The sequence below is a fragment of the Streptomyces sp. NBC_00009 genome (assembly GCF_045040855.1).
Classification (GTDB): domain Bacteria; phylum Actinomycetota; class Actinomycetes; order Streptomycetales; family Streptomycetaceae; genus Streptomyces; species Streptomyces aureus.
The window spans coordinates 2,832,670-2,853,851 of the sequence record NZ_CP108312.1 but is presented as its reverse complement, the minus strand read 5'-3'; the positions used below and the strand labels follow the sequence as shown (position 1 = coordinate 2,853,851).

Here is a 21,182-nt window from a genome sequence, read left to right as displayed (position 1 = left end):
CCAACGGCAAGCAGACCAGCAAAGCAGACAAATAGACTCAGAGAGGAGGCGAGCCGCACTGTGAGCATCCGTATTCTTCCCGCGGTGGGAGACCTGGACGCCGCCCGGTCCCTGGTCACGCTGCTCGGGCAGCTGCCCGACGCCGAGCCCGCGCCGCCCGTCGCCGACTCCACCGCCCTCCTCGACACCCTCGCCCGGCTCGCCGCCGAGTCGCTCGACGAACTGCCCGAGGTCGTCCTCGTCCACGAGCGGATCGGGCCCGTGCCCGCCCTCGAACTGATCCGGGACCTCGTCCTGCGCTTCCCGGCCGTCGGCGTCGTCCTCGCCACCGCCGACACCAGCCCCGCCCTGCTCACCGCCGCGATGGACTCGGGCGCGCGCGGCATCGTCGGGTTCCCCCTCGGGTACGACGCGCTCGCCGAGCGCGTACAGGCCGCCGCGTCCTGGTCCGGCGGCATGCGCAGGCACCTCGGCACCGGCGGCGAGCTGGCGATCACGGCCGGCACGTCCGGCGGCCGCGTCATCACCGTCACCGGCGCGAAGGGCGGCGTGGGCACCACCGTCACCGCCGTCCAACTCGCCCTCGCCGCCCAGGCGTCGGGCCGCTCGGTCGCGCTCCTCGACCTCGACCTTCAGTCCGGTGACGTCGCGTCGTACCTCGACGTCCAGTTCCGCCGCTCCGTCGCCGACCTCGCCGCCATCCGCGACATCACCCCGCGCGTCCTCCAGGACGCCGTCTTCACCCACGAGACCGGCCTCGGCCTCCTGCTCGCGCCGTCCGACGGCGAGCGCGGCGAGGAGGTCACCGACCGCGTTGCCCGCCAAGTGGTCCAGGCGCTGCGCAGCCGCTACGACCTCGTGGTCATCGACTGCGGTACGCAGATGGGTTCCGCGAACGCGGCGGCCGTCGAACTCGCCGACCAGGCAGTCCTGTTGGTCACCCCCGACGTCGTCGCCGTACGCGCCGCGAAGCGCATGATCCGTATGTGGGACCGCCTCCAGATCCGTAAGGCCGAGGAGACCGTCACCGTCATCAACCGGCACGCGCGCGGATCCGAGATCACCGCGTCCCTGGTGGAGCGCGTGACGGGCACCCGGGTCGCGCGAGCCAGCGTGCCCGCCGGGTTCAAGGAGCTCCAGGGCGCGGTCGACGCGGGCCGTATGCAGGACCTCGACAGCCGGTCGACGGTGAAGCAGGCGCTGTGGGGGCTCGCGGGCGAGCTCGGCCTGGTCGACGCCGCCGCGCAGGAATCCGGCCGCCGCGCCCGCCGCCGCGGCGACAAGGGCGCGGTCACCCTGGAGTTCGCGGGCATGTTCCCGCTGCTGCTCGTGGTGATGGGCCTGCTGTGGCAGTGCGTCCTGTACGGGTACACGTACTCGCTCGCCGGGAACGCGGCGGACGAGGCGGCCAGGGCCGCGACCTCCGCCGAGGCCGGGAGCGGCGACACGGCGGGCGCGTGCCAGACCGCGGGCGAGAGGAATCTGCCCGGGGCGTGGCAGGGCGCCGCCATCACCTGTGGACCCGACGGATCGGTGATGAAGGCGACCGTGCAGCTCGAGGTGCCGGTGTTCTTCCCCGGGATCGACGCCGGGTGGACCGTCAAGGGCGAGGCGGGCGCCGCGAGGGAGGACGACCAGGGGGTCACGCCGTGAGGCGGCGGCTCCCGGGTGCCAGGGGCCGTCTCCGGCGCAGGCACGGGCGGCGGGCTCGGACGGGAATCGAAGGTGCGCGGGGCCCGCGGACGGGAATCGACGGCGCCCGGTACTCGCGGACGGGAATCGAAGGCGCCCGGCACTCGCAGACGGGACGCGACGACGCCCGGCGCCCGCGGGCGGAACACGGCCCCCGCCGCAGCCTGCGCGCCGACGACCGAGGCGTCTCCATCCTCGAGTTCGCCGGGTTCCTGCCCTTCCTCCTCCTCATCGGCATGGCCGCCATCCAGCTCGGCCTCGTCGGCTACAGCGCGAACCAGGCAGGTTCCGGCGCCAGGGCCGCCGCCCGCGTGCAGTCGCAGGGCGGCGACGGCACCGGCGCCGGGCAGGCCGCGATGAGCGGCTGGCTCGACGCGGACATCGACGCCGGAGGCGGAGGCGGCGACACGACCACCGCCACCGTCACCGTGCACGTCCCGGTCCTCGTCCCGTTCCTGGACGAACAGTGGGACGTGCGGCGCACCGCCACCATGCCGAACGACCGTGACCCGGAAGGGGGTTGAGCCGGAACATGAGCCTGCGATCAAGGGTGACGGTCCGCGAGGAGCCCGGCCCTTCCCGCGACGACGGCCTCGTCGCCGTCTACCGCGCGAAGCTCCTGGAGGAGATCGACCTCGCCGAGATGTCGTCGCTCGCGGCGGCCGACCGGCGGATCCGTCTCGAACGCGTCCTCGGCCACATCATCAGCCGCGAGGGCCCGGTCCTCTCCTCCTCCGAACGCAGCCAGCTGGTCCGCCGCGTCGTCGACGAGGCGCTCGGCCTCGGCGTACTGGAACCCCTTCTCGCCGACGCGTCCATCACCGAGATCATGGTCAACGGCCCGGACGCGATCTTCGTGGAGCGCGCCGGGCGCGTGGAGCAGCTCCCCCTGCGCTTCGCCTCGCAGGAACAGCTCATGCAGACCATCGAGCGCATCGTCTCCACGGTGAACCGGCGCGTCGACGAGTCGAACCCGATGGTCGACGCCCGCCTGCCCACCGGCGAGCGCGTCAACGTGATCATCCCGCCGCTGTCCCTCACCGGCGCCACCCTCACGATCCGCCGCTTCCCGCGCGCCTACACCCTGCCCGAGCTGATCGGCCTCGGCTCGCTGGACGAGCAGATGCTGATGCTGCTGTCCGCGTTCGTCCGAGCCCGCTTCAACGTCATCGTGAGCGGCGGTACGGGTTCCGGGAAGACCACCCTCCTCAACGCGCTCTCCGGCCTCATCCCGCCCCACGAGCGCATCATCACCATCGAGGACTCGGCGGAACTCCAGCTCCAGCAGGACCATGTGATCCGCCTCGAATCGCGGCCCCCGAACGTCGAGGGCAAGGGCCAGATCACCATCCGCGACCTCGTCCGCAACTCCCTGCGCATGCGCCCCGACCGCATCATCGTCGGCGAGGTCCGAGGCGGCGAGACCCTCGACATGCTCCAGGCCATGTCGACCGGCCACGACGGCTCGCTCGCCACCGTCCACGCGAACGCCGCCGAGGACGCCCTCATGCGCCTGCAGACCCTCGGGTCCATGTCCGAGGTGCAGATCCCGTTCGAGGCGCTCAAGGACCAGATCAACTCGGCCGTCGACGTCCTCGTCCAGCTCACCCGGCACGCCGACGGCTCGCGCAAGGTCACCGAGATCGCCCTGCTGGTCTCGCACGGCCGCGAACAGTTCAGGATCTCGACGGTCTCCCGCTTCGTGCCGCACCCGCTCGGCCACGACCACCGTGTGCGCGGCACCTTCGAGCATCTGCCGCTGCCGCGCCGCGTGGCCGAGCGCCTGTACGTCGCGAACGAGCCGATCCCACCGGCGTTCGGCGTGCTGGACGGCATCGACGGACGCAACACGAGGGAGGCCATCGGATGAGGACCGAGCGACCCGTCGGAGAGGGTGGCCATCGGATGACGACCGAGCGACCCGCCGTCGAGGGTGGCGGATCATGAGTGACCCCACCCTCATCGCCCTCGGCGCCACCATCCTGACCTGCGCACTCGCCGTCGCCGGCCTCCATGCGTACGCGTCCGGGCGCGCGCAGCGCCAGGCCCTCGTCGACCGGCTCGACGGCCTGTCGGGCGCCGGCCCGCACGGCGGTGCCGGTCGCGTACGCCGCTTCGCCACCGTCGACCGCAGGCTGCGCCGCACCCGGCTCGGCCGCGCCATCCATCTGCGCCTGTCCGCGACGGGGCTGGATCTGACCGCGGGGGAGTTCTTCACGTACGTACTCGCCGTGGTCGTCGCCCTCTGGCTGATCGCGTCGGCCGCCCTCGCGCCCTTCTTCGGGCCGATCGCGGGGCTGGTCGGCGTGTGGAGCGCGGTGATCTTCCTCAACTGGCAGCGGCAGAAACGCATCGAGGCGTTCATCAACCAACTCCCGGACGTGGCACGCCTTTTGGCCAACGCCACCGCCGCCGGGCTCGCCCTGCGTACGTCCCTCGCGATGGCCGCGGAGGAGCTGGAGGCGCCCGCGGGCGAGGAGCTGTCCATGGTCGCCGACCAGCTCGCGCTCGGCCGCACCATCGACGACACCCTCGGCGAGCTCGCGGAACGCCTCCCGTCGCGCGAACTCGTCGTCCTGGTCACGACCCTCGTCCTCGCCAACAAGGCGGGCGGCTCGGTCGTGTCGTCGCTGCGGAACCTCACCCAGACCCTGGAGGACCGCAAGGAGACCCGGCGCGAGATCCGCACGATGCTCTCCGAGGTCAACGCGACCGCGTTCACCGTGCCGCTCCTCGGTCTCGGCTCGCTGCTCCTGATCAACTCGTCGAACGAGGGCGCGCTGGCCAGAGTGACGGGATCGCCGGTCGGCCAGGCACTGATCCTTCTCTCGCTCGGCCTGTACGGGATCGGGTTCTTCGTGATCCGCCGGCTCGGGAAGATCGAGGTCTGAGATGAGTACGGGAATCGTTGGCCTCCTGCTCGCCCTCGCGATGGGCCTCGCCGTCCTCGGGATCTTCCTGGGCATCCGCATGTACCGCGCCGAGGCCAAGCTCCCCGGCGACCTGGCCATCGCCCTCGAAGTCGGCGCCACGCGCGTGTCCGCCGCCGGGTCAGCGGTCGACCGCCTGGGCATGCGCTTCGCCCCCCTCGTTCTTCGGGCCATGGGTCCCCGCCGCGTCGCCTCGAAACGCCGCAGGATCGACATGGCGGGGAACCCGGGCGGCCTCACCATCGACCGCTACGCCGCGCGCCGCGCGGTCTACGGGATCTTCGGCGTCGTCCTCGGCCTGGTCTTCCTCACCAACGGCCAGACCCTGTTCGCCGCCCTCACCCTCGCGTTCGGCCTCCTCGCCGCGGACGGCCTGATCTGGCAGGCCACACGCGAGCGCAAAGAGGTCATCGACCGCACGCTCCCCGACTTCCTCGACGTACTCGCCGTCGTCGTCAGCGCGGGCCTCGGCTTCCGGCAGGCGCTCGACCGGGTCGCCGAGAAGTACGAGGGGCCGTGGGCCGACGAGTTGCGCATTACGCTCCGGCAAATGGACATGGGCGTCAGCCGCCGCCAGGCCTTCGACGAGCTACGTCGGCGCAACGCGTCGGAACAGGTCGCCCAGTTCGTCTCCGCGCTCCAGCAGGGCGAGGAACTCGGCTCGCCCATCGCGGAGACCCTCATCCAGATCGCCACGGACATGCGGCGCACCGACGCCCAGAACTCCCGTCGCCGGGCCGCGAAGACGATTCCGAAGGCCACGATGGTCACCCTCGTCTTCATGCTCCCGGCCACGATGATCCTGATCGCGACGGGCATGTTCCTCGGCTCCGGGTCCAACTTCGGTTCGATTCTGGGACGTTGAAAGCCGAGCGCTGAGGCGTCAGAACTGCTCGACAGTTTGGCCCTCAGGTACCTGGCAGCAGCCCTGTTTGACTGGCTCGGACGTGGCGGACGACGGCACTCCCGACTCATTCCGGTCGGCCGAAACCGGAGCGTTCGAGACTGTGTGCGCTGCCCAGGCCGCCGTGCGACGGCTGGCGGCACGCAGGACCACAGCTGGTCGTTGCCCAATCGATCCACGCGGGCGTGCCGGATTCGCGCCCCAGTTGAAGCAGCGAGGGTGAACGGCTGCTGTGTGGCGCATCGACTGGCTACAGTGACCGGAGCGTTTAGTTGGCACTTGCGAATGGTGCACCGGTCTCCGGGGGGAGGTGGCGACGTCGATGGGCGGCCTGACGATGGGGTGGACGAAGAGCTCGATGCGAGGAGTCCGCGTATCGCTCTCTGACGTATCGCTCACTGCCGGGATCGGGCTTCTCGCACTCAGCGCCTGCACCGGTCCGATGGCGCCGCAGCAACACCGGGCGGAGAGCGTGCCCATCCCGGGCAATGTGCCCAAGGGGCCGCGGTTCGCGACGGCGGCCGATCTCGTAACCGCGATGGAAAAGGCCGGCCTCGACTGCGAGACCGTGCGCAGCCGGGACTACGACGGCAGCTCCACGGCGGACTGCGTCGCGACGGTCGACGGGGTGAAGGTCGAGAACGAGATCTCGGTCTTCGACCCCGACGTCGTGTCGAAGCGCGAGATCGGTACGTCGATCGAGTCCCGGCGCACGGGAGCGTATGCGCAGACGCTGGTCGCGGCGGGGAACTGGTACATCCGCGTCATGGACCCGCCGTCCGCCCTGGCGATCGCGAAGGCACTGAACGCGGTGGTCCTGGACGCGAAGGGCAAGGGGTCGAAGACCCCCAAGTACCCGCTCCCGGACATCCCTTCAAGGCCGACGTATCAGAAGGTGGACGCCCTGGCGGACGACCTGGCCGCGTCGGTGGGCTGCTTCCAACCGGAGACGACCAGCACCGGAAGCATCAAGTGCGAGACCGGAAAGCTGGGTTCGGGGGACTCCAACTGTGCGGTCCTGACCCTGCACCCGTCCCACGCCCGCCGCGATGCCGCCCTCCGCGAGGCGATCAAGTACCGCGGCGTCCCCGCCGAGCTGGTCACCGCGGGGAACTGGACCGTCAACCTCTGCGACACCACCCTCGGCGCGAAGGCCGCCCGCGACCTGGGTGGGGTCGTGGTGGCGTACGACGGGCGGTGAGGGGCATGACAGGAAGCGACCAACTTCCGGTCAAGCGTGCACCGTTAATGTGCGAAACACGGCACAGAGGGTTGCAGTTCCCGTACGTTGCGTATGGTGCCCGGGAGGTTTGGGGCGGCGAAGTCGTGCGGGAGCGAAGGGGAAACCGTGCTGAAGGAACGCGTACTCGGGGTGTGGGTGAAGTGGACCGTGACGGTGGGGGACCGCGTCCGCGGGAGGGAACGGGATTCCGGGGCGGGGTTCGTGGAGTATGCGGGGTTGATGATTTTGATTGCGGGGATCTTTACGTTGATCGACCAGTTGGGACTGGACGGGTTGATCTCCGGGGCGATCGGCGACGCGGTCGACCGGGTAATCGGCGGCGGCTGACCATCGCGCGGCTCTCCGGTGATCGCGGTCAGACTCTGCCCATCTATATCTGGCTCACGGCGATCCTGCTCTTCGCCGCCTTCGCGTTCTTCGCATTCGCCCAGGCAGCCTCCGCGCGCAACGGCGCCCAATCGGCCGCGGATGCCGCCGCTTTGGCGGCTGCCCAGGACTCCAGGGACGAATTGATGACCGGATTGGGGAAGGCCATCGGCACGGGAGACGACTGGCTGGACTGGCTCGCGGGTGACAAGTTCACCGGGGACGGGGCCCGCGGCGCGGCGGACAACCTTGCTGCGGGTAACGATGCCCGAGTCGTCGGATTCGGACCGTCCGAGGTGAACGGCTATCCGGGCTACTGGGCGAAGGTGCAGTCCAATGGCACGGTCGGCGATTCCGTCATTCCCGGCACGGAGTCGAAGCACGCGACGGCCGAGGCCACTGCTGTCATCGAACCGCGCTGCGACGTGGCTCCGTCCGCCGATCCGGCAAAGGTCGTGGAATTCGACTGCGACGGTGGCGATTCCTTCGATTTCGACCCGGATGACTTCGAGGTGGGCGATCTGCCCGATCCCTCCGTCCTCTTCTCCGTACACCTGGCCGACTGACACATCACGAGAGGGAAGCCGCGGCAATGAATTTTCGGCGCACCATGACGACCCGCCGGGCACTGGCTGCGGCGGCGATCACTTCAGGGCTGGTCCTTACGGTGGCCGGCTGCGGCGGCAGTGATGACAACGGTGGTCCCAAGACCGAATCCTCGTCGTCCGCCCCCGCGGGAAAGGGGAGTGACGATAAGCAGGACGCCTCGCCGGCCCCGTCCACGGACAAAGTCCTGGCGGAGAGTAAGGACGGCGATGTCTCCGTCGCCATCAACTCCGCGACACGGGACCAGGGCGGGTTTGTGACCGTCTCGGGAACTGTGCGCAACGATGGATCCGGCTCGTGGCTAGGAGCCGATTGGCAGAGCGACGAACGCGAACTCGCAGCCAACGGAGGGTCATTGTCCGGGGCGAGTCTCGTGGACGAGCAGGGCAAGAAGAAGTACCTCGTTCTGCGGGACACCAACGGCCGCTGCCTCTGCACGAAATTCAGCCGACTCAGGTCCGGGGAGAGTGCCACCTGGTTCGCCCAGTTCCCCGCGCCTCCGGAAGGCACCACAAAGGTGAGCTTCCAAGTCGGCGCCATGCCCCCCGCCCCCCTGGAAATCTCCGAGGGCGAGTGACCCATGCCCCTCACCCGGCGCCTCGCCGCCCTCACCACCGTCGCCCTGATCACTCTCAGCGGAAGCCTCGGCGGCAGCGCCTACGCCGATGATCCGGAGCCGTCAGGCGCTCCGCCCGGGAGTACCACCACCTCCCCACCCCCGGACGTCGACTCCAACAGCCCCGGGCTGAAGCTCGCCGACGGCGCCACGCTCGCGCCGGCCAAGGTGCTCGACATCAAGTCCGTCGTCGAGGACCTGTCCGGCGACGAGCGGCGCGAGGACACCAATCAGGACGTGAAGTTCGCGCTCCAGGCGGAGGTGCTGTTCCCGAAGGACAGTTCCAAGCTCAATCCGGGCGCCAGGTCCCGGATCCAGGCCATCGCCGACGAGATCAAGGCGCAGAACGCCACGAACGTCCGCGTCTTCGGCTTCACGGACGACCTCGGGTCGTACGCACACGGGCTGACGCTCTCGAAGAAGCGGGCGGAGGCCGTGCACGAGCAACTCGCGTCAGCACTCGGTTCGCAGGACCAGGACATCACGTTCGCGGTGCGCGGCTACAGCGAGGACTACCCGATCGCGGACAACAGCAGCGAAGAGGGCCGGAAGAAGAACCGGAGGGTCGAGGTGTCGTTCCCGAGGGGCTCGGCCGACCAAAGGTGACGGAATCCAGCTGGGCCTCAAGGGGAAGGAGAAGGGGAAGGCAGGTCGGTCCCGGTCGCGCCGACGCGCAATTCGTACCCCTTCGGGATCTCCCGTTCGGTGTCGCCCTTCACAGAGACCGCCGTAGCCTGCGCGCTGAAGTCGTTCTCCACGGCGAGCATTGACGTGTACTGGGTTTTGCCCGTGTGGACCGAGGCGGACTGCCGTCGTGACGGCGTCGTGCTGATCGTCACCGTGTCGCCCGGTGCGGCCCCCGTCAGCTTGGCCCAGACGGCGTCGCATCTCGGGCTGTAACGGATCTCCAGGAGCATCGTGCTCCGGCCCTCGTCCCGCAAAGTCACCGCGCCTGCGTCGCAGCGAGCCGTCTTGGGGTCGAGGCCCACGCAGGTACGTCCGGAACAACTCGGCGTGCTCTCGGCCTGGACGCCAGGGGACGACGACCGGGACGCGCTCGGCGAGGCGCGCCCGGAATCGTCGCTGTCGCCGTCCAGCAGCGCGGTGAGGGCGACCGTCGTGATCGCGCCGATGACAGCCACGACGACCCCGCCGATCAGTGACCCCGACCCGTGCGCGCCGATCCAGGCGCGAAGCCGCTGCCCGGCACGCGGCACGGCCGGTACCGGCGGTGCACCCGGCGGTGTCGTGGCATTTCCGCCGCCCGTCCGGGGTCCGTCGTCGGGCATGCCCGGTAACGGCGTGGTCCCGCCTTCACTCATGGTCAACCACCACACTCTCAATTGACGTGCTCAAATCACTGAGAGCCTGAGTGTTCCCCGAGCGGCCCGCTGTTTACCGCGAACCCGGGGGCCGGCCGGAACGTGGCTCAATCCGCCCGCACAGGGCTCAATCCGCGTACACCGGCAGCGAATTCACCCCGTACGCGATCGACAGCTTGCGGAAGGCCAGTGTTCTGCTGCTCAGTCTTCGGCCGCTGCGGCCGGGTCTGCTGGTTGCGCCGCCGGGGAGACATAGGTTCCCCGCTGCGGCACGGTGAAGACGAGCCCTTCCTCTATGAGTACAGCGATTGCGCGCCGGACGGTGGTGCGCGCGAGCCCATACTGCTGCACGAGCTGGGTCTCGCTCGAGATCGCTCGGTTCGGCTGCCAGTCGCCACGCTCGATGCGGGCGCGGAGGATTCCCGCGAGCTGGCGGTACGGCGTAACCGGCCCCTCGTGATCGATTTCAGCATCCGGTGGGAAGTTCATGATCGAGAAGCTACTCGTAGAGGTAACACCTCTGTCATTGAGATACGTCTCTATACGTAGCGATACAAGGCGAGCTAAGTTGGCGTCGGGACATGGAGGACCCCCGCGACCGCTGGAACCGGTCCGGGGGCATGGCCAACGCTGCGATAGGAGCGTCGGCATGCTGGACCTTACCGTTCGATTTCTTGCCTGGGTGCTGTGGCTGTGCACCCCACCACCCCGAGGCCGCCACCGCCTCGGCATCCGCACCTCGTCGCTCGCCCCACCTCCACCCCGCCACACCGAACGTCTCGACGGCGCCGCGTCCGCGCTCGTACGCCCCTACGTCCTGACGCCCGACGAACGCCGCCGCCAACGGGAACGCCGCCGCGCTGTCTACCTCGCCACGCCCGGCATCGACGTAGGCCCGCACCCGCACCTCATCCATGGAGGCGTCCGATGACCGCCCCTCGCCGCCCGGCGGTGCGTATGTGTGCTCGCTGCCAATGCGTCACAGGTGAACCTGTCCTGGTGCATGAGGTGCACGCGGCGACCGGCCCCGGCTTCAACGTCTACGCCTGCCAGGAGTGCGCCGCCCACTACCCGCCACCTCTCGTCGACGAGCTGGAACTCCTCGGTGGGGGAGTCGAGTTGGAGCTTCCACCGCGACGCTCTCGGCTCACCCTCCGCGTCTACCGGATGAGAGCAGGCGGTGAGGTCGTCGGCGACCGAGAAGAGGTGAGGGTGCTCGTCGGCTCGGTTGAGGGCCAGCCCGCGCGTTCGTCTGCGTACCCGCCGTGCCGGTGCGGGCAGTGTCGGACGGCAGAAGCCAACTGATCTGCCGGCGGGGCCGGGGAACGTCTCGGCCCCGCCTGTCTCGGCCTGCACAATGCGTTTGGAAGTGTTCCGCACAGAACTCGGTTGGTCGCATGGATCACCACGACTTTGAAACCGACCTGGGGAGGTGGCCACCTCGACGGAGCCTGATCGCGAAGGCGCCGACCAGTTCACACAGCCGGACGCGGCGCACCTGGGGGCGCCTGATCTGCCCTATTGATATTCGCCCACCGCGCAGAACCAGTTGGAGGTTCCTCCCGGGTCCCCCCAGACAGCGACGCCACTGACGATTTCCGGGACAGCAGGCCGCTGCGTACCAGGAACAACAGGCAGTCCAACAGTGAATAGCTCAACGAAGGCGTCTGGGATTTTATCGGCAAGGTCACGCAGAATCGCTTGCTTCGCCTGCGAGGCGTCTACCTGGAAGCCGACACCCATGCCCGTCTGATCCTGAACCAAGACCTCTACGTGATTCTCGGTGTCCGACGGGCTTGTACGTCGCGACTGGATCACTGGCCGGGAGGCCCACGTGCAGGTCGCGCAAGACGATCTGAGTAAGTTCTTTGACCTGTTCCACGCTAGACAGCCTCACAGTCGTCACCCCAGGAATGCGCTTGACCTGAGCGGAAATTTACATGCCTTTACTTGAGCCACGAAGTCAAGGATCTGGCGCTTGGTGACGCGCCGGTCAACTCGTGATCACTTTTAAGTCAGAGGTGCACCTCAACCCCCGTTGTCCGACTTGCTGCTGATAGGCATGTGCATGCAGTAACGACCGCATAGGGGGAACTCATTGAAATTCGCAAACACTATTGCCATCAGTTTTGCCGCAATATGCTTCGCGCTGCCGCTGGCCGTCGAGCCGGCCGCCGCATCGTCCGGCCCGGAGACCATCGCGGGCGTTGCAGCTAATGCCTGTACGGGGAAGCCTGCCAAGACCATCGTGAAGAAGTACTACCGCGGCCCCGCGGTGGTGCCGCTGCGCTGTGGCACGTCGACGTGGGGCTACAAGCACTTGGTGAAGCGCGGCCGCTGGAGTGGCAACTTCAGCAAGAAGATCAACACGACTATCTGGAGCGGTACCATCACAGTCGACCAACCCGGGGAGCGCACATATGAACGCAAGTTCACCGGCTGCCCGCCTCGGACGCTGTTCAAGGTCGTGACGAACCCCGGGCCTTACGGACGGGATCCCCGCATCAAGCCGCAGGGGGTCGTGACCGCGTACAAGCCGGCCAGCCTTGCTTCGTCCGCTTGCTAGGAGAACTCCCATGCCATCAGCAGAAGGTGTTCGTGACCTTCTCGTCCCACATTTGATGGGGCGGTTGGACGACGGGAGCGCGGAACTCGACGTGGCCGGCTTTCGCGTGGTGGAGCATGGACGGCGTTTCACGGTCGAGCTAGAGCTGACGGCCTACGGGCAACGCTGGCGGGTGCGCCTTGAATCCGATAGTTCGGAGATGGCCATCTTCGACGGTCAGCCGCCTCATCACCTGGTCCGGAGCGTGGCATCAGCCTTCCGCATCCGCTTGTTCGAGTGGTGGCACATGAAGGACTCGGAACGGCAGTTGGCCAGGCTGGGTGAACGCATCAAGTAGCGCGATCTGAGCACCGCTGCACGTAGCGCGGCGAGCACGACAGCGTCCCCGTCCGGCTGTCCGGGCGGGGACGCTCCAGTCAGGGCGCGAGGGTGCGCGGACTTCAGGCCGGCTTGCCGTCGTACGACTGCCATAGGAAGCACAGTGGCGTGCTGGGGCTGGACCGCGTTTCAGGCCACGTAGACCGGCAGCGAGTCCACCCCGTACACGATCGACAGCTTGCGGAAGGCCAGTTCCTCAGGAGGGGTGGCGAGCTTCAACTCCGGGAAGCGGCGGACCAGTTGGGGGAAGGCCGCGCGCAGCTCCATCTTGCCGAGTTCGGCGCCGATGCAGCGGTGGATGCCGTAACCGAACGCGAGGTGGGAGCCGGTGACCTGGCGGGACGGGTCGAAGTGGTCCATGTCCTCGCCGAGGCGCGCGTCGCGGTCGGCCGCGCTGAGGGAGACGAGGACTATGTCGCCGCCGGATATCTGGACCCCGCCGATCTCGACGTCCTCGCGCGCGAAGCGCGGGAACGCGGTCTGGACGACGGTCAGATGGCGCAGCAACTCGTCGACGAAGGGCGCGGCGACGGCCTCCGGGTCCTCCGCGTCGCGCAGCGCGGCGAAGTGCTCGGGGTTCTGGAGCAGGATGAGCGTGCCGAGCGCCAGCATGCTCGCGGTGGTCTCCAGGCCGCCGGTGAGGACGCCGTCGGCGAGGCCCGTGAGCTCCTCGTCCGTGATGGAGTCGCCGTATTCGCGTACGAGCATGCCGAGGAGGCCGTCGCCGGGGTTGCGGCGCTGCTCGGCGACGATCCCGCGCAGGTAGTCGAGGGACTGCGACACGGCGCTGAACGACGCGCCCGCGCCGCCGAACACGTCGAAGCGCGCTACGGAGAACTGCTGGAAGTCGTCCCGGTCCTCGTAAGGAACGCCGAGCAGTTCACAGATCACCAGCGCCGGCACCGGCATCGCGAAGTGCTCGACGAGGTCCACCGTGCCGTCGCCGTCCGCCGCCTTCGCGAGGTCGGCGAGACGCTCCTCGACGATGGCGTGGATACGGGGCGTGAGCCGGGAGAGCCGGCGCATCGTGAACTCCGGCGTCAGCATCTTCCGCAGCCGGGTGTGGTCCGGAGGGTCGGTGAAGCCGAGTCCACCCGGGTTCTGGTCGTCGGTGACACCGGTGTTGCCGACCAGGTTCCGGAAGTCGTTGCTGAAGGCGGACCCGTGGCCGAGTACCGCCTTCGCCTCGTCGTAGCCGGTGACCAGCCAGACCGTCATGCCGGGGATGGGCAGCCTGCTGACCGGCTCCCGGTCGCGGAGCTCGCCGATCTCGGCCACCGGGTCGAGGCCCTCGCGGCGCAGCGGAAGGAGCGCCGCGTCGGGCAGCTTCGAGAGGACGGAGAGGTCGAGGCCGCCCTTCTTCCGGAGCCGGGCGAAGTAGAGGCGGGTGAGCCAGGCCGCTATCGAGGATCGTGCGGAACGGGCCGCTATCGCCGAGCGTGCGGAACGAGCCGCTTCCGCTGGACGTGCGGAACGGGCCGCTATCGCTGAACGGGCGGAACGAACGGAGCGAATGGAACGATCGGACATGTGCTCGCATTTCGGCGCGGGACGGACTGTGCCGTTACCTGTGTCGGGCAGCGGTGCCCGGAGCGGATCCGCCCAGGGTACGTGGAGAACCCCCGTAGGCCGAGGCAGGGGCGGGCGGTTACCGCCCCTGCCCCTACTTCAGCGGATCGGTCTGGGAACCGTGCGGGAGTTCGGTGAGAGACCGGTGAGAAAGCGGAGACCGGAGCCGTCACGCCCGCGACGTCCCCTGGTGATCCCCCGCCGCGCCGTCGATCAGCTCCCGCAGGATGTCGATGTGGCCCGCGTGCCGGGCCGTTTCCTCCAGCATGTGGATGAGCACCCACCGCATCGACACCTTCCTGCCGTCCCACGACGTGCCGGTCTCCTCGAGTCCGACCTCGGCGATCACGGCGTCGGCGGCGGCCCGCGCCCGGCCGTAGAACGCGGTGATGCTCTCCGTGGACTCCTCGGGGCCCACCCGCAGGTCCTCGTCCGTCTCCGCGTCGAACCACAGCGGCTCCACCTGCCGTCCGAATGTCGTGCAGAACCAGCCGTACTCGACCGACGCCAGATGCTTGACCAGGCCGAGGAGACTGTTCCCCGACGGCGACATCGGCCGCCGCACCTGCTCCTCGTCGAGCCCCTCCAGCTTCCAGAGCACGACGTCGCGGTGCCGGTCGAGCGCCGCCAGCAGACTTTCCTTCTCGCCCCCGGTGTAGGGCACGTGGATTCCCATGCCGGGGAACGTAACAGCGCCCGCCGACAACGCACCCTCCCGCGCGGTCGGTACAAAAAGCACGTGCCGTCGCGGGAACGCCACTGTGAACATGGCCCCATGAGCACACCCCCCACCCGCGCCGGCCGCCCCTTCGACGAGCTCGTCACGGAGGCGGCCGCCGCCCCCGTCGAGGGCTGGGACTTCTCGTGGTTCGAGGGCCGGGCCACCGAGGAGCGCCCCTCCTGGGGGTACGCGCGTGCCATGGGCGAGCGGATGGGCCGGGCCTCGGCCGGGCTCGACCTCCAGACCGGCGGCGGGGAGGTACTCGCCTCCGCCCCGAAGCTGCCCCCGCTGATCGCCGCCACCGAGGGCTGGCCGCCCAATGTCGCCAAGGCCTCCGCGCTGCTCGCCCCGCGCGGCGTCGTGGTCGTCGCCTCGCCGGAGGGCGCGCCGCTGCCGTTCGCCGACGGCACGTTCGACCTGGTGACCAGCCGCCACCCGGTGAAGGCCCCGTTCGCCGGGATCGCCCGGGTGCTGACGCCCGGCGGTACGTACTTCGCGCAGCACGTCGGCCCGAGCAGCGTCTTCGAGGTCGTCGAGTTCTTCCTCGGCCCGCAGCCGGAAGAGGTCAGGAACGGCCGTGACCCGGAGGGTGAGCGCGCCGAGGCCGAGGCCGCCGGCCTCGAAGTCGTCGACCTGCGCGCCGAGCGCCTGCGCATGGAGTTCTACGACATCGGCGCCGTCGTGCACTTCTTGCGCAAGGTGATCTGGATGGTTCCGGGCTTCACCGTCGATGCGTACCGGCCGCGACTCCTTGAGCTGCATGAACGGATCGCGAAGGAAGGGCCGTTCGTCGCCCACAGCACCCGCCACCTGATCGAGGCCCGCAAGCCGATCGCCGGGTGATTCAGGGCAATTGGTGTGCAAGCGGGAGGAGTTCGCCGGGCATCTTCCGAAAGGCCCGCCGTCCAACCGATTCCGCATCGTTATCGACAATGGCTCGCTACACGTGTCACCGTCACGTAGGTTCAGACCAAGGCAATTCGCGTGAGCAAAGCTGCGCGGCGGCACCGTGCAGTGGAGGGGGCTGCGCGGTGCCGCGTGCCTTTCCCCCCATCTACGGTCACCGGATCTCCCGCTCTACGGTCACCGGACATCCCGCGATCACCGGACCCTCCCGCGAGACGCGAGACGCGAGACGCGAGACGCGAGACGCGAGACGCGAGACGCGAGACGCGAGACGCGAGACGCGAGACGCGAGACGCGAGACGCCGTCACCGCCCGGCCGTCACCCGCTCTCGTGGTCACCGCCCCCCTGAATCGTCACCCGCACCCCCCGCCGCACGCCCCACCGCGCCATCGCCCCCGCCTCGGCCTCCAGGACACGCCGGGCGCGCAACCGGGGGAGTCCGATCCGCCCCGGCCGCATCGTCCGCACGGCGAGCACCGTGCCCCGCCGGTCCAGGTACGCGACATCCACCACGAAGCGCATCCCCAGGGTGTGGACGCTCGACGACGCCGTCAGCAGCAGCGCGCCGTTCACCCCGTCCCGGCCGAGCAGCCCGCGCCGCCGCGCAGGCCCCGACTCTGCTATTTCCAGGGGAAGTTCGGCCTTGAGTCCCGGCACGGTGAAGGTCGCCATGGGTGCGCAGCCAACCTCCGGGCCGCTGTGGCGTCAAGCGCGCGTTCGTCGCACGACTACTCCGTGAGGGGGACGCCCCCGCCCGGGCCGCAAGCCGGGAAAACCGTTGCGAAACCCCGCCCGAAGCGGCCGGAAACAGACCTCCAGCCGTCGTCGGGCGACTTCGGAGAGTAGTTGTGGCACGCCGATGCACCCACCATCACTTACGAAGGGTTATGGTGGAAACCCCCCCTCGGGCCGGTCCGTCTCCCCCCCACGGACCGGCCCGTTTTTTGTCTCCGACCGGGCCGCGCGCGTGCGCCCCCCGGGTTCCGGCGCCGCGAATAGAGTCCCCGGCATGCCGAACGACTATCCGCACCAGGCGCCGCCCACCGCTCCCAGCCCGTACCGCGGCCCGGGTCAGCACGGCACTACTCCCGGCCCCTACATCCCTGGCCCCTACATCCCCAGCCCCTACATCCCCGGCCCCTGCAACGCGCCCGGACCGTACGGGATGAACCCGCAGTTCACCCCCGCGCCGCCCCTGAGCATGCCGTCCTCGCTCCGTGCCGCCCGGACGACCACGTACGTGATGGTCGGCCTCGCCCTCCTCGCCGCCGTGGCCGTCGGCGTGACGGAGGGGGCGCGGGGCGCCGGCGCCGCGTTCGGCGGGAACATCTTCGGCGTCGTGCTGCTGGTCCTCGCCTGCTTCTACGGGAGGGCGGGACGTGGGCTGCGCGTCACGTCGATCGTCATCGCGAGCGTGCAGATCCTGCTCGGCCTGAGCGGAACGATGCGCGGCAACATCGGCGGGCCCATCGCGCTGGTCGGAGCGGTCGTCATGGTCGTCCTGCTCAGCCAGGCGAGCACGGGCGCGTGGTTCCGCAGGCCGCGTACCCCCGGCGCCTAGGGAGTGTCCTGGCGCGAGGGCCGCGGCCCTCGGAACGGAACGGGAGGCGTCAGCTCCGTCCGGCCCAGATGTTCGTGCCCGGGGTCGACACCGCGAACGAGTCGATTTCGGACAGCTCTTCGTCGGTGAGCTTCGGGCCCGCCAGCGCCGCCACGTTCTCCTCGAGCTGCCGGACGCTGGAGGCGCCGATCAGGGCCGACGTCATCCGCTCGTCCCGCAGCACCCAGTTGAGCGCGAGCTGCGCGAGGGACTGGCCGCGGCGCTGAGCGATGTCGTTCAGACCGTTCAGCCGGCGGATCACCTCGGAGTCGCCCGCGAGGCCCGGGTCGAGGGACTTGCCCTGCGTGGCGCGCGACCCCTCCGGGATGCCCTTCAGGTACTTGTCCGTGAGCAGGCCCTGCGCGAGCGGCACGAAGGAGATGCAGCCCATGCCGGCCGTCTCCAGCGTGTCGAGCAGGCCGTCGTCCTCGGTCCAGCGGTTGATCATCGAGTACGAGGGCTGGTGGATGAGCGCCGGGACACCCATCTCCTTCAGCAGGCGCGCCGCCTCGGCGGTCTGCTCGCTGTTGTACGAGGACACACCCACGTACAGCGCCTTGCCCTGCTGCACGGCGGACGCGAGCGCGCCCATCGTCTCCTCGAGCGGGGTGTCCGGGTCGAAGCGGTGGGAGTAGAAGATGTCGACGTAGTCGAGGCCCATCCGTGACAGGGACGCGTCGAGGGACGACAGCAGGTACTTGCGGCTGCCCCACTCCCCGTACGGGCCCGGGTGCATGAGATAGCCCGCCTTGGTCGAAATGACCAGCTCATCCCGGTACGGGGCGAAGTCCTGGGCGAACATCTTGCCGAAGTTCAGCTCGGCGGAGCCGGGGGGCGGCCCGTAGTTGTTCGCCAGGTCGAAGTGGGTGACACCGATGTCAAAAGCGCGGCGGAGGATCTCCCGCTGCGAGTCGAGGGTGCGGTCGTCACCGAAGTTGTGCCACAGGCCGAGCGAGATCGCGGGCAGCTTGAGACCGCTGCGGCCGGTGCGCCGGTACTCCATCGAGTCGTAGCGGTCCGCGGCGGCGCGGTACGAAGACGTGTCGTTCATGGGGACGAAACTACGTCAGAGCACCGATAGCCCACAGCATCGGAGCACAGACACCCCACAGTGAGGGCGAGACCTCACAGCGGTAGGCTTTCGCCCTCGGGGACTGCCGTCTGCACGGAGGGGCTGAAAGACAGTGAACCTGCGCGACCTGGTGTACGGACTTTACGCACGCCGGGTGGAAGGCCGTCTCGACCACGATCAGGTGCCCAAACACATCGGGGTCATCCTCGACGGGAACAGGCGCTGGGCGAAGGCCTCCGGTGGCACTGCGGCGCAGGGCCACCAGGCCGGCGCGTACAAGATCGAGGAGTTCCTCGGCTGGTGCGCCGAGACGGACGTCGAGGTCGTCACCCTCTGGATGCTGTCGACGGACAACTTCGACCGTCCCGAGGAGGAGCTGCGGCCGCTCCTCGGCATCATCGAGGAGACCGTCCGCAGCCTCGCCGTCGACGGCCGCTGGCGCGTCCACCACGTGGGCACCCTCGACCTCCTCCCCGCCCGCACCCAGACCGTCCTCAAGGAAGCCGAGCAGGCCACCGCCGACAACACGGGAATACTCGTGAACGTCGCGGTCGGCTACGGCGGCCGCCAGGAGATCGCCGACGCGGTGCGCTCCCTGCTGCTTGACCACGCGGACAAGGGCACCGCTCTCGAGGAGATCGCCGAGAGCGTCGACATCGACCAGATCTCCAAGCACCTCTACACCAGCGGGCAGCCCGACCCCGACCTCGTCATCCGCACGAGCGGCGAGCAGCGCCTGTCCGGATTCATGCTGTGGCAGTCGGCCCATTCCGAGTACTACTTCTGCGAAGTTTTCTGGCCCGCCTTCCGCAAGGTGGACTTCCTGCGCGCCCTGCGCGACTACGCCGCCCGTCACCGGCGTTACGGCGGCTGACCTCGGGGACGTACGTCACCAGGAGTTAACGCGCGCGCCGTCATATGCCGTGGCATGGCCGCGCGTGTTCGAGGGAATAAGCCTTCCAGGTCGATGTCCGATTCACGGACGTCGAGTCTCAGCGGACGGCACGGGGCTGTCCGCCCGGGAGGCCCTTTGCGCCAGAACGACCACGCGGAGAGCACGTGCTCCGCTGGAGAGGCTGGGGGCCGGTCCACGGCCCACGCATCGCGGCCGTCGACCGGCGGGTACGACCCGCCCCGCCCGGCCCGGGATCCCTCTGTCGCTCCCCGACCTCATCCGAGGGGGTACGTCCTTCCGTGGTGACCAGCAACAAGCGCCAGCCCGACCGGCGCACTTATGTTCTCGACACCAGCGTCCTGCTGGCCGACCCGAACGCCCTGACCAGGTTCGACGAGCACGAAGTGGTGCTCCCGATCGTCGTGGTCACGGAACTGGAGGCCAAGCGGCACCATCCGGAGCTCGGATACTTCGCCCGGCAGGCCCTGCGCCTGCTCGACGACTTCCGTATCCGCCACGGACGCCTGGATGCCCCGATCCCCATCGGTGATCTGGGCGGGACCCTGCGCGTCGAGCTCAACCACTCGGATCCGGGCGTTCTCCCGGCGGGTTACCGCCTGGGGGACAACGACTCCCGCATCCTCGCCGTCGCCCGCAACCTCCAGGCCGAGGGGTACGACGTCACCGTCGTCTCCAAGGACCTGCCGCTGCGCATCAAGGCGTCATCGGTCGGCCTGCTCGCCGAGGAGTACCGCGCCGAGCTCGCCATCACGGACTCCGGCTGGACCGGGATGTCCGAGCTGCGGCTCTCCGGTGAGCAGGTGGACCTCCTCTTCGAGGAGGAGAGCCTGTACGTACCGGAGGCGGCGGAGCTGCCCGTCCACACCGGCCTCACCATCCAGTCCGAGCGCGGCAAGGCGCTCGGCAGGATCACGGCCGAGGGCAACGTCCGTCTGGTGCGCGGCGACCGTGAGGCGTTCGGCATCAAGGGACGCAGCGCCGAGCAGCGCATCGCGCTCGATCTGCTCCTCGACCCGGACATCGGGATCCTGTCGATGGGCGGCCGGGCCGGCACCGGCAAGTCGGCGCTCGCGCTCTGCGCGGGCCTCGAAGCGGTGCTCGAACGGCGCCAGCACCAGAAGGTGATGGTCTTCCGTCCGCTGTACGCGGTGGGCGGCCAGGAGCTCGGCTATCTGCCCGGCACCGAGGCCGAGAAGATGGGCCCGTGGGCGCAGGCGGTCTTCGACACGCTCGGGTCCGTCGCCGGCAAGGCCGTCATCGAGGAGGTCACCGCGCGCGGCATGCTGGAGGTCCTGCCGCTGACCCACATCCGCGGCCGCTCGCTGCACGACGCGTTCGTGATCGTGGACGAGGCCCAATCCCTCGAACGGAACGTCCTTTTGACCGTTCTGTCGAGGATCGGGGCGAATTCGCGGGTTGTGCTCACGCACGACGTGGCGCAGCGCGACAACCTCCGGGTCGGCCGGTACGACGGTGTGGTCGCCGTCGTCGAAAAGCTGAAGGGACACCCGCTGTTCGCGCACGTCACGCTCACGCGGTCGGAGCGTTCACAGATCGCGGCCCTGGTCACCGAGATGCTGGAGGACGGCCCCTTGTGAGGAGAGAGCGAGTGAAGCGCCCCATCTTGTAGGGGTTACGCGGTAGTTGGCGCCGTCCGGCGAAGCGCAGGAGCTTAGCCGGGCGGCGTTGTGCCGTGCGCTTGTTTCCGTGAAACCGCTGGGGCAAACGAGGTGTGAGCTTTCCCACTTGGATGAGAATTGCCTTGAGGCAACCG

At 69.1% G+C, this 21,182-nt stretch carries 24 protein-coding genes; 18 read left to right on the top strand and 6 right to left on the bottom strand.

The genetic code is table 11. From position 1 onward, the window contains the following. Positions 1-60: 60 nt before the first annotated feature. The 10 genes from OHA58_RS12625 (at position 61) to OHA58_RS12580 (ending at position 8,963) form a co-directional block, all read left to right on the top strand. Positions 61-1,653 carry a CpaE family protein gene (locus tag OHA58_RS12625; RefSeq protein ID WP_405478782.1) on the top strand — a complete coding sequence of 531 codons (1,593 nt, stop codon included), beginning with the start codon at positions 61-63 and terminating at the stop codon, positions 1,651-1,653. Between the two features lie 125 nt (positions 1,654-1,778). Continuing rightward, positions 1,779-2,216 (top strand): TadE/TadG family type IV pilus assembly protein, encoded by a 438-nt coding sequence (locus OHA58_RS12620; RefSeq protein WP_405484932.1) that lies wholly within the window; start codon positions 1,779-1,781, stop codon positions 2,214-2,216. Positions 2,217-2,224: 8 nt separating this feature from the next. Then, positions 2,225-3,562 carry a CpaF family protein gene (locus OHA58_RS12615; RefSeq protein WP_100598199.1) on the top strand — a complete coding sequence of 446 codons (1,338 nt, stop codon included), beginning with the start codon at positions 2,225-2,227 and terminating at the stop codon, positions 3,560-3,562. Positions 3,563-3,635: 73 nt separating this feature from the next. Next, a complete protein-coding gene (locus OHA58_RS12610) occupies positions 3,636-4,583 on the top strand; it encodes a type II secretion system F family protein (RefSeq protein ID WP_405478781.1) in 948 nt (315 codons plus the stop codon). A 1-nt stretch (position 4,584) separates the two neighbouring features. After that, positions 4,585-5,487, top strand: a complete 903-nt coding sequence (locus OHA58_RS12605) for a DUF5936 domain-containing protein (RefSeq protein WP_405478780.1) — start codon at positions 4,585-4,587, stop codon at positions 5,485-5,487. Between the two features lie 481 nt (positions 5,488-5,968). Next, positions 5,969-6,727 (top strand): hypothetical protein, encoded by a 759-nt coding sequence (locus OHA58_RS12600; protein ID WP_405478779.1) that lies wholly within the window; start codon positions 5,969-5,971, stop codon positions 6,725-6,727. Between the two features lie 171 nt (positions 6,728-6,898). Next, the gene (locus OHA58_RS12595; protein WP_227300544.1) at positions 6,899-7,096 is read left to right on the top strand and encodes a hypothetical protein; all 198 of its coding nucleotides are present in this window, start codon (positions 6,899-6,901) and stop codon (positions 7,094-7,096) included. Continuing rightward, entirely contained in the window at positions 7,093-7,701 is a 609-nt protein-coding gene (locus tag OHA58_RS12590; protein ID WP_328543620.1) for a pilus assembly protein TadG-related protein, read from the top strand. The genes OHA58_RS12595 and OHA58_RS12590 overlap by 4 nt, the downstream gene beginning before the upstream one ends. A 26-nt stretch (positions 7,702-7,727) precedes the next feature. Further along, positions 7,728-8,318: a hypothetical protein gene (locus OHA58_RS12585; protein ID WP_405478778.1), complete on the top strand. Its 591-nt coding sequence runs from the start codon at positions 7,728-7,730 to the stop codon at positions 8,316-8,318. A 3-nt stretch (positions 8,319-8,321) separates the two neighbouring features. Continuing rightward, positions 8,322-8,963 (top strand): OmpA family protein, encoded by a 642-nt coding sequence (locus OHA58_RS12580; protein ID WP_405478777.1) that lies wholly within the window; start codon positions 8,322-8,324, stop codon positions 8,961-8,963. A 17-nt stretch (positions 8,964-8,980) separates the two neighbouring features. Here the strand turns inward: OHA58_RS12580 and OHA58_RS12575 are convergent, their stop codons facing one another. Both OHA58_RS12575 and OHA58_RS12570 read right to left on the bottom strand, forming a co-directional pair. Then, the gene (locus OHA58_RS12575) at positions 8,981-9,679 is read right to left on the bottom strand and encodes a DUF2690 domain-containing protein (protein ID WP_405478776.1); all 699 of its coding nucleotides are present in this window, start codon (positions 9,677-9,679) and stop codon (positions 8,981-8,983) included. Between the two features lie 201 nt (positions 9,680-9,880). Further along, the gene (locus OHA58_RS12570) at positions 9,881-10,168 is read right to left on the bottom strand and encodes a GntR family transcriptional regulator (RefSeq protein ID WP_405478775.1); all 288 of its coding nucleotides are present in this window, start codon (positions 10,166-10,168) and stop codon (positions 9,881-9,883) included. A 160-nt stretch (positions 10,169-10,328) separates the two neighbouring features. Between OHA58_RS12570 and OHA58_RS12565 the strand changes: the two genes are divergently transcribed. The 4 genes from OHA58_RS12565 to OHA58_RS12550 all read left to right on the top strand — a co-directional run bounded on the left by OHA58_RS12565 (position 10,329) and on the right by OHA58_RS12550 (position 12,582). After that, positions 10,329-10,610 (top strand): hypothetical protein, encoded by a 282-nt coding sequence (locus tag OHA58_RS12565; RefSeq protein ID WP_405478774.1) that lies wholly within the window; start codon positions 10,329-10,331, stop codon positions 10,608-10,610. A 68-nt stretch (positions 10,611-10,678) separates the two neighbouring features. Continuing rightward, positions 10,679-10,984, top strand: coding sequence for a hypothetical protein (locus OHA58_RS12560; RefSeq protein WP_405478773.1), 306 nt, complete (start codon positions 10,679-10,681; stop codon positions 10,982-10,984). Positions 10,985-11,777: 793 nt separating this feature from the next. Then, on the top strand, positions 11,778-12,245 hold the full coding sequence (locus OHA58_RS12555; RefSeq protein ID WP_405478772.1) for a hypothetical protein: 468 nt from the start codon (positions 11,778-11,780) through the stop codon (positions 12,243-12,245). Between the two features lie 10 nt (positions 12,246-12,255). Further along, positions 12,256-12,582: a hypothetical protein gene (locus tag OHA58_RS12550; RefSeq protein WP_405478771.1), complete on the top strand. Its 327-nt coding sequence runs from the start codon at positions 12,256-12,258 to the stop codon at positions 12,580-12,582. Positions 12,583-12,752: 170 nt separating this feature from the next. On the opposite strand, the gene OHA58_RS12545 is transcribed toward OHA58_RS12550, so the two are convergent. Together OHA58_RS12545 and OHA58_RS12540 are read right to left on the bottom strand one after the other, a co-directional pair. Beyond that, positions 12,753-14,054 (bottom strand): cytochrome P450, encoded by a 1,302-nt coding sequence (locus OHA58_RS12545; protein WP_405484929.1) that lies wholly within the window; start codon positions 14,052-14,054, stop codon positions 12,753-12,755. A 307-nt stretch (positions 14,055-14,361) separates the two neighbouring features. Continuing rightward, on the bottom strand, positions 14,362-14,868 hold the full coding sequence (locus tag OHA58_RS12540; protein ID WP_405478770.1) for a DinB family protein: 507 nt from the start codon (positions 14,866-14,868) through the stop codon (positions 14,362-14,364). 99 nt (positions 14,869-14,967) lie between these two features. On the opposite strand from OHA58_RS12540, the gene OHA58_RS12535 reads away from it, so the two are divergent. After that, the gene (locus OHA58_RS12535; protein ID WP_405478769.1) at positions 14,968-15,756 is read left to right on the top strand and encodes a class I SAM-dependent methyltransferase; all 789 of its coding nucleotides are present in this window, start codon (positions 14,968-14,970) and stop codon (positions 15,754-15,756) included. A gap of 382 nt (positions 15,757-16,138) precedes the next feature. On the opposite strand, the gene OHA58_RS12530 is transcribed toward OHA58_RS12535, so the two are convergent. Further along, positions 16,139-16,492, bottom strand: coding sequence for a DUF192 domain-containing protein (locus OHA58_RS12530; RefSeq protein WP_405478768.1), 354 nt, complete (start codon positions 16,490-16,492; stop codon positions 16,139-16,141). A 337-nt stretch (positions 16,493-16,829) separates the two neighbouring features. On the opposite strand from OHA58_RS12530, the gene OHA58_RS12525 reads away from it, so the two are divergent. Then, positions 16,830-17,381 carry a hypothetical protein gene (locus OHA58_RS12525; RefSeq protein ID WP_405478767.1) on the top strand — a complete coding sequence of 184 codons (552 nt, stop codon included), beginning with the start codon at positions 16,830-16,832 and terminating at the stop codon, positions 17,379-17,381. 49 nt (positions 17,382-17,430) lie between these two features. Here the strand turns inward: OHA58_RS12525 and mgrA are convergent, their stop codons facing one another. Then, the gene (mgrA, locus tag OHA58_RS12520) at positions 17,431-18,471 is read right to left on the bottom strand and encodes an L-glyceraldehyde 3-phosphate reductase (RefSeq protein WP_405478766.1); all 1,041 of its coding nucleotides are present in this window, start codon (positions 18,469-18,471) and stop codon (positions 17,431-17,433) included. A 133-nt stretch (positions 18,472-18,604) separates the two neighbouring features. Between mgrA and OHA58_RS12515 the strand changes: the two genes are divergently transcribed. Then, positions 18,605-19,366, top strand: coding sequence for an isoprenyl transferase (locus OHA58_RS12515; protein ID WP_116510472.1), 762 nt, complete (start codon positions 18,605-18,607; stop codon positions 19,364-19,366). A gap of 320 nt (positions 19,367-19,686) precedes the next feature. Beyond that, positions 19,687-21,006, top strand: a complete 1,320-nt coding sequence (locus OHA58_RS12510) for a PhoH family protein (RefSeq protein ID WP_100598186.1) — start codon at positions 19,687-19,689, stop codon at positions 21,004-21,006. The last annotated feature ends 176 nt before the right edge of the window (positions 21,007-21,182 follow it).